This is a genomic window from Rhodopseudomonas palustris BisB18, assembly GCF_000013745.1.
GTDB lineage: Bacteria > Pseudomonadota > Alphaproteobacteria > Rhizobiales > Xanthobacteraceae > Rhodopseudomonas_A > Rhodopseudomonas_A palustris_F.
In genome coordinates this window covers 4312755-4322730 of record NC_007925.1, presented here as the reverse complement: position 1 = coordinate 4322730, position 9976 = coordinate 4312755, and the positions used below count along the sequence as shown (strand labels likewise).

Genomic DNA, 9976 nt, shown 5'->3' with positions numbered 1-9976 from the left:
ACACAACATGGCAAAGCTTAAGCTGGGAGCGATCGCAGATGAAAAGCCGGTGAGGATCACGGTTGAATTGTCAGCGAGCACCCATCGTGATATTACCGCCTATGCCGAGGTGCTCGCGCGCGAGACCGGGCAGTCGATTGCAGAACCCGCAAAACTTGTGGGACCTATGCTGGCGCGGTTCATGGCGGCTGACCGTGCCTTCGCGAAAGCGCGCCGCGCGCAATCTGTGTCCGGAAGAAAACCATAACGGTCACCCAGCAGCTTCAGGAACTCGCCAGAGCGGGGTTGTCGTTGTTGGCACGCCAATGAGCGCAATAGCCGATGCGGATTTCGCCAGTATCGTCTATCGTCATGGGCCACGCGATAGACCAACCCGATATAATTTGCGCCAATACAGGACTCGGACACCAAGCTGATGCCAAACCCGGCGCCGACCAGGCAGTTGATGGTTCCGCGGCTCACATCGTACTGCACGTTTTTTTAATCGGTCGTCCCGGGCAGCCGAACTTGTGGCAAGAAGGTCTTGGATTGCGGGTGCGGGATCGTGCCGGGTCATCAAAAATGTTCGCCGTGGAGCTCCGTCGAATGGATCGCATCGTTTGCTGTTAGCCGATGCCCTTCGGGCAAGGCGATCACAATTCGCTCGTTCCAAAGCAGCATCGTCAACATGTTAAGCGGCGGTGTTTCGCCCGCTGTCGATTGCTCCATTGCGATGGGCTGTCAACAACCGCATTCGCGACCGTTCGATTATCCCTATCTCGATCCGCGGATAATGGCTGACAAAGTATTGCAATGTCGCGCGCAGGTCGCCGGCAGACAGTGAGGTGAAAAGGCCGATTACCAGTCGACCGGCTTCACCGCAGCTAGCGCTGTGTGCGCTTCTCACGAGCAAATCCATCTGATCAAGAATTGACTTGGCCGTGTGGAGGAAGTCGCGATCCGCCCGGGTGACTTTAACACCGGTGCTTGAGCGCTCGAACAGGATCAAATCGATCCGTTGCTCAAGTTGCTGAATGTTGCGGCTCAATTTGGACTGAACCGGCCCCGGGTTTGCCGGAGGCTCCAATTCCTGAGAGGATGGAGCCATGACGAGCACGACGACGAACAAGTTTTCACCCGAGGTGGGGCCCGTGCGGTTCGGATGGTTCTGGCTCATGCGAGCGAGCATCCCTCGCGCTGGGCGGCGGTGACATCGATCGCGGCCAAGATCGGGTGCACCTCGCAGACGCTGCATGACTGGGCCAAGAAGGCGGAAGTCGCCAGCGGGCGGCGGGCCGGCGTTCCGACCAATGGTCGAGAAGCTGAAGGCGCTGGAGCGGGAGAACCGCGAGCTTCGGCAGGCCAACGAGATCCTGCGCAAGGCAAGCGCTTATTTTGCGACGGCGGAGCTCGACCGCCGGTCCAAGGCATGATCTCTTTCATTGACGATCATCGTGAGGCGCATGGGGTCGAGCCGATCTGCAAGGTCTTGCCGGTCGGTCGCCCCTTCGACCTACCACGCTCATTTCGCCAAGCGGCGCGATCCCGCCAGGCTGTCGGGCGCTCCAGGCAGGATGCCGCGCTGAAGATCGAGGTTCGACGCGTGTTCGACCAGAACTTCGCCGTCTATGGCGTGCGCAAAGTCTGGCGGCAGCTCAAGCGCGAAGGCTTGGATGTCGCCCGTTGTACGGTGTCGCGGTTGATGCGGGAGATGGGTTTGCAAGGGGTGATCCGCGGCAAACCCATCAAAACCACAGTCAGCGACAAGGCTGCGCCATGCCCGCTCGATCACGTCAACCGCCAGTTCAAGGCGCCCAGGCCCAATGTCATGTGAGGCTGTCCGAATTCACCTATGTCGCACCCTGGACCGGATTCGTCTACGTCGCCTTTGTCATCGACGCCTATGCCCGCAGTGACCTGCCCCTGAACTTTCCTCCAGTTGCGTTTAGAGTCTCGGCGGATGTTACGCCTTGCGGCGCGGGGTGAGCAATGTGCGATCGGCGTAGCTGGTCGGGGTTGCGCAGCCGATCGCACGTTGCGGTGAGGGTGGCGGCATAGGCCGCAGGCGTCAGGTAGCCCAGCGAGGAATGCGGGCGTTGGCGGTTGTAGTCATCGACCCAGGCCGCGATCCTGGCGCGGGCGTGATCGAGGCCGAAGAACAGGGTTTCGTTAAGCAACTCGTCACGCATCCGGCCGTTGAAGCTTTCACAGAAGCCGTTCTGCATCGGCTTTCCCGGTGCGATGAAGTGCCAGGCGACGACATGCTGCTCAGCCCAGGTCAGCATCGCGTTGCAGGTGAATTCGGTGCCGTTGTCCGAGACGATCAGGCCGGGCTTGCCGCGGCGATCTATCAATGCCGTCAGTTCGCGCGCCACCCGCAGCCCGGGGATCGAGATGTCGGGGATCGACGCCAGGCATTCCCGAGTCACGTCATCGACGATGTTCAGGATCCGGTAGCGGCGGCCATTGGCAAACTGGTCATGGACAAAATCCAGCGACCAGCGGGCGTTCGGCAGCGCCTCGACCAGGATCGGCGCCCGTGTTCCGACCGCGCGGCGGCGGGCCCGGCGCTTGCGCACGCTGAGCCTCCTCGCGATACAGCCGATAGATCCGGTTCAGCCCGGACGGCTCGCCTTGTTGCCGCAGCAGCACAAACAGCCGACGATAGCCAAAGCGCCGGCGAGCGTTGGCGAGCTCTCGCAGTTGCTCCCGCAGTTCGATGTCCGGCGCCCGGCACGACCGGTACCGGATCATCTTGCGGTCGGCGCTGACGATGGTGCTGGCCCGCCGTTCTGACAGGCCCAGTTCGGCCTGCAGATGCGCGACTGCGTCGCGCCGGGCGGCGGGCCCTACCATTTTTTGACAGAAGCTCGCGCAACGCCGCGGCATCCAGCATCTGTTCGGCCAGCAGCTTCTTCAGCTTGGCATTCTCATCCTCGAGCTGCCGCAGCCGCTTCGCCTCCGAGACATCCATGCCGCCGAACTTGGCCTTCCAATTGTACAGCGTCGCTTCCGAGACGCCGTGCTTGCGTGCCAAATCGGCGGCCTTCGCCCCCGCCTCATGCTCCCGCAAAACGCCGATAATCTGCTCTTCCGTAAACCTGGCTCGCTTCATCTGTCCGTCCTTCAGAAGGCCGGACTCTAACTTCAACTGGAGGAAATCGGCAGGGGCAGGTCAGTGGCTACATTGCCTTGCATTTCGAGGTATGATAATAGTTGTATTCTGCTTTATATGCAATCTACATGATTATCGGGGGTGAGCTGTGCTTTACAACCGTGTCGGCCGTGTACTTCCTCCATTCGATAGCGCCAGCGCCGAGCTGTTCCGCCAACGGAATTCCGCGCCCAGCCCCGTGTTGGACATGATCAAAACCGGCAAGGTGAGCTTCGATTATGTCGTGATCGGAGCGGGCGCGGCCGGGTGCGCACTGGTCAATCGCCTGCTGTCCAGCAACATCAACAATACGATCCTGTTGATTGAAGCCGGCGGCAGCAACAACGTTCCGGAAATCCAAGATTTCACCCGGGCGATGTCGCTGCGCGGGACGGTCTACGACTGGAACGACAAATCGGAGCCACAGGGCTGCATGGACGGCCAGCCCATGGATTACGACGCCGGCTGCGTCAACGGTGGCGGCAGTTCGATCAACGGCATGGTGTGGGTGCGGGGTAATCCGTTGGATTACGACGGCTGGGCGGCCAACGGTTGCGTCGGATGGGACTACAACAGCTTGCTACCGGTGTTCACCCGCACCGAGAATTACGCTGGCGGCGGACCAAACCGCGGCACGACCGGGCCCATCAATATTACCAATGCGCTGTCGCAGAACCCAGTATCCAACGCGTTCATGACCGCCATGGCTAATATGGGCTTCGCTACCAATGCGGACTACAACAGCGGTGTGCAGAACGGCGTGTTCTATACGCAGTTGAATGTCTTGCAGACCGATCCGCCAATCTTCGGTTTTCGCCAGGACGCGTTCTCCACCATGATTCAGCCTGGCATCAATGACCCTCGCCTCGTGATCGCAAATGGAGCGATCGCAACCAAGCTGCAGCTCGACGGGAACAACAACGTTGTCGGTGTTCAGCTCTTCATCGTGGACGCGTTCTTTGATGTCGGAGTCAACGTCGAGGCCATCTTGTGCGCGGGGACGATACGTTCGCCGCAACTCCTGATGCTTTCGGGCATCGGCGATCCGCAACAGCTCGCCAATTTCGGCATCAACTGCCTGGTGCCGTTGTCCGGGGTCGGGCAGAATCTACAGGATCAGCTCGTCGTGTTCGTGGTGCGCGCGTTGCAAACAATCGACCCGAATCACTTCTCGGTCATGGACAACGGCGTGTTTGCGGGCAATGCGAACGCGCCGCCGGACTACCAGACGCAGACGTTCTACATGGCTGCAAATCCGGGATTTCCGCCGAACTCCTTCGCAATCGGCAACATCGTACTTCACCCGGCGAGTCGCGGCACCCTGAGCCTGGCCTCATCAGACCCGTTGGCACGGCCGCTGATTCAGCCGATGCTCCTGTGCAACCCGAGTGACGTGAATCTGTCCCTGCAGGGACTGAAGTTGGCGCGTCAGATGGCGAACGAATTTGCGGCGTCTTCCAGCTGGCTCGGAGCAGAACTTTCTCCAGGGCCCAATGTAGTCACCGACGCGCAACTGATCGACTATATGAATCAGTCGTCGGTTCCGGATTTCCATTTCGTCGGCACCTGCAAGATGGGACCGCAAAGCGATCCGGGGGCCGTGGTCAATCCGCGATTGCAGGTCTATGGCGTCGGCGCGCTGCGGGTCGCGGACGCCTCTATCATGCCGACCGTCACGTCGGGCAACACAAATTGTCCGGCGATCACAATCGGTGGGCGATGCGGCGATTTTATCGTCGGCGCGGGGCAGCTCACAACCGCAGCATGTGCAACAGTTGCGCCGTAGCGTCCCCTTTCGATCTCCGGTATCGCAGCGCAAGTATCGGTGAAGAAGGAAGTGGCTTGACTAGACGTTTCATTGTGAATAGTTTCTACCTATTGTAGCATGCGGAAGGTGTCCAAACTCGGAGGTGTACGATGGTTGAAAAGATGACCGCAGTCCACGGCGTACAGGTTTCGGAAACTACGCGAACGGCCGTAGGTGGTCTTGAGCAACAAGGCCGCAAGGTTCAGGTGATTGGGCGAATCGTAAACGGCAAGGTGGAATTGGATCAAGCCAGTCTCAATGAGATGGCGAAGAAGTTTCCAAATGCGGAGATGGCTTTCGTGGCGGTGAACGCTCCGTTCGATCCGATCTCGCAACGGGCTGACGGCGCCCCAGCGAACTAGCGTGTGGGTGTGATCGCCAGCCTCGCATATCCCCGCAGCGACTTTGACGTCAGCACTGATTTATATGCTCGCCTGAATTCTGTACCGCCAGGTGAGAAGGTTGGGGCTGTCGCACGTGCTGCGCTTGATCGGCTCGGTCCAAGCGCCGAGTGCCCCTTGTATTTGGCGGCTCTGAATGGGGCGCTTTTGGAAGAACCGCCGCCGTTCGACACGGACGAATATGCGAAGATTTATCACGCTGCGTCCAAAGATCCCCAATGGATGGCGATCTCCCTGATAACGAATGCCGAACGAGAAGGAGACGGCGCCAAGCGCCTCTGGTCCCTTGGCGCCTGCTCCAGCGACCGTGAAGAACAACAGCTTCTCAAGCGCCACGCCGTCGATGAATCGCGTCACGCCTTGGCCTATCTGGCGTTACTGGATCTCTCTTTTCCGGGTACAGTCTCGCCGGCGTTTCGGCAGGAACTGAACGCACTTTCTCCCGGATACGCTATGCATCAGGCGCTTGTAGCCGTTGCGGGGTCCCCCTACGCGAAGCCGCCATCCGTCGATGACTTTCTACAAATGAACATTGCCGAAATCCGAACCGCAATTCACCATCTCATGCAACGCCAGGCACTCGCCGAGCATTGCTCTCCGGAGAATCGTTCGCAGGCACGAATGATTCAGCAATCCTTGCTGCGAGATGAACTTTATCATGTCGCCTACACGGCCGCGTTGATCGAACGCAAAGCGCAGAGTGCCGCGCGCAACGAAGTTCCAGCCTTGTTCTCCAAGCGTTTTCGCGACTTCAATCTTATCACCACGGAAGAGCTTGGTGAGAAGATTTTTGACTGTAACGTCGCCTGCTGCGCCAAGCGACCATCGTGCCGGGCCAAGGCAGCGCCAGCACCTCCCGCCGATGCATAAGCCCCGGCGCGACCCAAACGACATCACCTCTTGCAGAGGTGCAGAGCTTCGCGGAATCGTCATGATAGCCGGCTTGATTCCGCCCCTAAAATCCAGCAAATGGTCATGCCGCTTCGATGAACATGGATGAGTTTTTGCGCCTAAGAGGCGCTGACGTCGCAGCCGTCGTGGCAAAAGTGGCCGAAACCGTTGGACTGGAGGCGGGTGACACGTTGCTCGCTGTGGGCTCGATTGTCGAAGGTCTTGGAAACAGCAAATCCGACCTGGACCTGTTTTTGATAACTCCCCGTGCCGAAGGCGCTATGCCGGCGCACGACTCCGTGGTTCTGGTCGTCGGGAAATGCCTGATCGATTTGAGAGCGCTCCGTTCGACCGAGTACGGGGATCTATTTTCTCGCTTTGAGAGCTGGTCGCGAGCGCCGTGGAACGTCACGCAGGCCGTTAAGTTTACGCTCGACGAGCGCACGTTGTTACACCGGGTTCTTCATGGCGTACCGCTTTACAGCGGGCATGGCGATCGCGTCGCGATGCCGATACCGCAAAGCATCAGCCTGGCCCGCCTGAAATTTCATGTTGCCCGCCAGATGGCGCGAACGATTCAGGTCGACTTGGTCGGATATCGAGAGAACCGGGACTATCGCTCGCTGGGATTCGCCGCCCAGGAGGTGCTAGGTCACGCCGCGGACGCTCTTTGCGCGGGCTATAAAATGACCAATCCACTAACGAAATGGCGAAGCCGCATGCTTGAGCGGGTGCCTTTCGACTGGGAGAACGCCCTGACGATGCGACCGACTGGCTTGACAGCGGGCGAACTCGTTTGGAATCTGCACCGCGCACCGGCACAACCCGACGAGAAGCTGTCGCTAGAGCATGCGCTTCGCATCGTCGCGTTCGCCCGCGCGGTGTTCTTATGGGCCGAGCTTAATTTGGTGAACGATTCCGTTGCCAAGCCGGAATTGAACGACTGGCCACAGTCCACGCGGCAGGGCCCGGAGCCTATTTTGCCGCATCTGCAATTCGATGTGGACTTCTTCCTCGTCGATGGGCGCGTGACCGTGGCGCGTCTAAACGAATTCGGCGAGGCGCTCGACGTGCTGCCGCGTGAATTCGCCCTCGTTTTGTTGTGCGACGGCACAACCACCGTCCATGAGGCCGAAATGGTCGTCTACGGACATCGGACTGAAGGCGCAAGACACATTGATCATCTGCTCTCGGAGGTCGCTCGGGCAGGTCTAGCCTTTCACCCGGTCTCGGGCTAACGGCAACAGCAAACGCAGCTGACGCCTGTCCGTCACAGATCAATGGTCTCCTTAGTAGCAACCGCTCGAGTGCTGTTCATCTCTGCACATGATTTCGTCTTGGAAACGGGGCCGATACGGGCTGGCGCCCTCCTCGCCGAGGTCACCCAGCAGGCGGCGCTGACGAGGGGTCAGCTTTCGCCCATGGTCGGCTAGAATCGGATCGAAACGCTCAAACGGGCGCAGCGCCATTTGCCCATATCGCAGCGTGATACTGTATCGTGTCCGTCCGGATCGATTTGGCGCGACCGCATGCCATAGCGAATGCGGAAAGAGGAGGACGTCGCCGGGCCGTGCCAGCACCTGCATGGCTTGAGCGGGAAGCGATCCGTCGGGTCCGATCTGCCGGTTGACGTCGTTGATCATGCAAAGCTCGTTCGAATCCGCTACCCTCATGCGATGCGATCCCGGGATCAGCGCGAAGTTGCTACAATCGGGGACGGAAAGATCGGTCAGAAAAATCTGCGCCTTTATCTGAAGAAACGCATTTTGGTCAGTGGGAAGGATTTTCTGCAGGCCGGCGCCCAAGTCGGTATGAAACCCCGTGATTGTCCCTTGGGCCGCACCTCGAACGAATATTTCCGATCCCATAAGTTGGATATGACTGCCAATCAGACAAACCAGTTTTCCAAAATATCCGGGGTGGTCGACAAGTTGATCGAATGCGGTGGACAAACGCAGGATGCGGGTGAGCTTATACGAGCCCTCATGATAGTAAGGCTCGCGTAGAACCGCACCGATGTTGTTGGCCTCGCGAACGAGCCGATCGACCTCCCCAAGGAAAAACGCCGCATCGGCCATCGGTACCGCCGACCTCAGAAGCAAGTATCCGTCTCTGCGGAACTGCGCCTCTTCCAAGGGTGTAATGGCGTAGGGCTGCGGCTTCGCCGCCCCCTCGGAGATGATGCTATCGCAGCTCCTCATTTGACGAAACCCCTTCCGCCCTTTAGGGATAGTTTCCAAAGCGCTGATGGTAGCTGAATTCGATCGGCTCTTCGCTTGTCCGGCGATTGAACTCGCGCAAGCCCCTGCAGAACAGTCGCGAGATATCGACAGCCTCCAGGCCATGAACTCGGCGTTCAATCAATATGCCGATACTGGCAATATCCCGGAACTCGTTGCGAAGGATAATGTCTTGCACGGTGGCCGCGGCAGGCAGATTTTCGAATGGACAATGCACGGCAAGGGCGGACCGCAGCATCTCAACGCGAACCGCCGTCCGTAATCCGGCAATGTTCATCTGCAAAAAATCATCGAGGGCTGGCGGTCTTGAGTCGGGTGATTGGTCAACGACGATTAGATCTTGCTCCATTGCGTACCCGGGAGAAAGTTCGTGCAGCTCCCGTCGGAATGCCGACGAGATGACCTCCGGAAACGACAGATCCAGCAGCGTCAAGTAGGCGAGGGTGTTACGCGATTCATTGACCGCGTGGCGCTTGAGAACTTGCCGATCCTCGGAGTCCGCGGAAAATGCGGCGAGCGACCACGCATGCCTGGCAACACCGCCCTCGCGTTCGGCATTTGCTATCAAGGCGATTGCCAGCCACTGGCCATCTAGTGACGCAACACGATAATTGTCGGCATAGATGTCGGTGCCAAAGGCGGGAGGCTCTTCCCAGAGAGCCACTTTCAACGCCGCAAGATAAACTGAGCCCGCGGGGCGAAAGTCACTTTGGGCTAATGCCCTGCTTGCCATGGCGAGTATCCGATCGGTCGCACGATCAGTACATCGCCTATCATCAAATTCGCTGCCTGGATCGGCCACACCGAACATCGAGCAGACATTCGGCGAAAGCTCGTTATTCGAATGCGACGCTGGATCAAACGGGGCGTTCATCACCATGAAAATCTTGTCGGCACTCGGAACAGTATCCGCCATCTCGGCCGTACCCTTGCGAATTAAACAAAGCTATGCGAAACAACGTGCGGTTGTCAAGATAACCGGTAACCCTGATAGTCGGCGTGCGAGGAAATCGTGTCGAATACGGGCAGTGCTGAAACTAGATTTGGCGACATTGCGCAGCGCAGTTGCATTGCTGATCCCGGGGCAATCAGCACATTCATCGATCTGCTCCCGGTTATGTCGAGCACTCTTGAAGGCCGTGCAAAGCGCGTGCTGACCAAGCCATATGGTCGTAATATCATCGTCGTGCTCGGGCCCACTTTCGGAATCTCACTCGTTCAGATGCTACCGGGACGAAGCACGAGCCTGCATTTTCACCGCGTTCGCCGCGAAATGTTCTTGGTTCGCCGCGGCACCTTGAGCTTCTTTCACGGCGACGTCGCGATTATCCTCGACCGTGACGGGATGGCGAGTTCAACCCCGGGTGAGCCGCATCGGTTAGCCAATGATGGAACCGAAGAGCTCGAATTTCTCGAGTTGTTCGCGCCCGGAGACATCGACGACAAGGTGCGCATTGACGATCGCTACGGGCGTCCACTGGGTCAGGTCTCGCATCGGGAGTAG

The 9976-nt window shown here is 58.8% G+C and carries 9 protein-coding genes, 2 pseudogenes and 1 other annotated feature; of the genes and pseudogenes, 7 read left to right on the top strand and 4 right to left on the bottom strand.

The features are described 5' to 3' along the window. Positions 1–7 precede the first annotated feature (7 nt). On the top strand, positions 8–247 hold the full coding sequence (locus RPC_RS25655; protein WP_011474299.1) for a DUF2274 domain-containing protein: 240 nt from the start codon (positions 8–10) through the stop codon (positions 245–247). Positions 248–670: 423 nt separating this feature from the next. Here RPC_RS25655 and RPC_RS25175 read toward each other — a convergent pair whose 3' ends face one another. Further along, positions 671–1108 carry a LysR family transcriptional regulator gene (locus RPC_RS25175; RefSeq protein WP_049766134.1) on the bottom strand — a complete coding sequence of 146 codons (438 nt, stop codon included), beginning with the start codon at positions 1106–1108 and terminating at the stop codon, positions 671–673. Here RPC_RS25175 and RPC_RS25650 point away from each other — a divergent pair. Then, positions 1086–1890: pseudogene (locus tag RPC_RS25650) on the top strand (IS3 family transposase); the annotation flags it as partial. The gene RPC_RS25175 and the pseudogene RPC_RS25650 overlap by 23 nt on opposite strands. Further along, positions 1367–1487, top strand: a sequence feature (AL1L pseudoknot). Its footprint overlaps the pseudogene before it by 121 nt. Here RPC_RS25650 and RPC_RS19470 read toward each other — a convergent pair. Next, positions 1881–3094, bottom strand: a pseudogene (locus RPC_RS19470) (IS3 family transposase). The pseudogenes RPC_RS25650 and RPC_RS19470 overlap by 10 nt on opposite strands. A 247-nt stretch (positions 3095–3341) precedes the next feature. On the opposite strand from RPC_RS19470, the gene RPC_RS19465 reads away from it, so the two are divergent. The 4 genes from RPC_RS19465 (at position 3342) to RPC_RS19450 (ending at position 7470) form a co-directional block, all read left to right on the top strand. Next, positions 3342–4919 (top strand): GMC family oxidoreductase, encoded by a 1578-nt coding sequence (locus tag RPC_RS19465; protein WP_011474297.1) that lies wholly within the window; start codon positions 3342–3344, stop codon positions 4917–4919. A gap of 131 nt (positions 4920–5050) precedes the next feature. Then, a complete protein-coding gene (locus RPC_RS19460) occupies positions 5051–5302 on the top strand; it encodes a hypothetical protein (RefSeq protein WP_011474296.1) in 252 nt (83 codons plus the stop codon). A 3-nt stretch (positions 5303–5305) separates the two neighbouring features. Continuing rightward, on the top strand, positions 5306–6211 hold the full coding sequence (locus RPC_RS25645) for a hypothetical protein (protein WP_415914748.1): 906 nt from the start codon (positions 5306–5308) through the stop codon (positions 6209–6211). A 116-nt stretch (positions 6212–6327) separates the two neighbouring features. Beyond that, entirely contained in the window at positions 6328–7470 is a 1143-nt protein-coding gene (locus tag RPC_RS19450) for a hypothetical protein (RefSeq protein ID WP_011474294.1), read from the top strand. Positions 7471–7521: 51 nt separating this feature from the next. Here RPC_RS19450 and RPC_RS19445 read toward each other — a convergent pair whose 3' ends face one another. Next, positions 7522–8433, bottom strand: coding sequence for a phytanoyl-CoA dioxygenase family protein (locus RPC_RS19445; RefSeq protein ID WP_041802101.1), 912 nt, complete (start codon positions 8431–8433; stop codon positions 7522–7524). A 22-nt stretch (positions 8434–8455) separates the two neighbouring features. Beyond that, positions 8456–9388: a hypothetical protein gene (locus tag RPC_RS26550; RefSeq protein WP_011474292.1), complete on the bottom strand. Its 933-nt coding sequence runs from the start codon at positions 9386–9388 to the stop codon at positions 8456–8458. Between the two features lie 96 nt (positions 9389–9484). On the opposite strand from RPC_RS26550, the gene RPC_RS19435 reads away from it, so the two are divergent. After that, positions 9485–9976: a cupin domain-containing protein gene (locus RPC_RS19435; RefSeq protein WP_011474291.1), complete on the top strand. Its 492-nt coding sequence runs from the start codon at positions 9485–9487 to the stop codon at positions 9974–9976.

What these genes read in the sequence shown, in the direction of transcription:
- RPC_RS19445 (WP_041802101.1), bottom strand. Translation starts at nt 8,433, where the DNA reads ATGAGGAGCTGCGATAGCATCATCTCCGAGGGGGCGGCGAAGCCGCAG.
- RPC_RS19465 (WP_011474297.1), top strand. Translation starts at nt 3,342, where the DNA reads ATGATCAAAACCGGCAAGGTGAGCTTCGATTATGTCGTGATCGGAGCG.
- RPC_RS25655 (WP_011474299.1), top strand. Translation starts at nt 8, where the DNA reads ATGGCAAAGCTTAAGCTGGGAGCGATCGCAGATGAAAAGCCGGTGAGG.
- RPC_RS26550 (WP_011474292.1), bottom strand. Translation starts at nt 9,388, where the DNA reads ATGGCGGATACTGTTCCGAGTGCCGACAAGATTTTCATGGTGATGAAC.
- RPC_RS19450 (WP_011474294.1), top strand. Translation starts at nt 6,328, where the DNA reads ATGAACATGGATGAGTTTTTGCGCCTAAGAGGCGCTGACGTCGCAGCC.
- RPC_RS19460 (WP_011474296.1), top strand. Translation starts at nt 5,051, where the DNA reads ATGGTTGAAAAGATGACCGCAGTCCACGGCGTACAGGTTTCGGAAACT.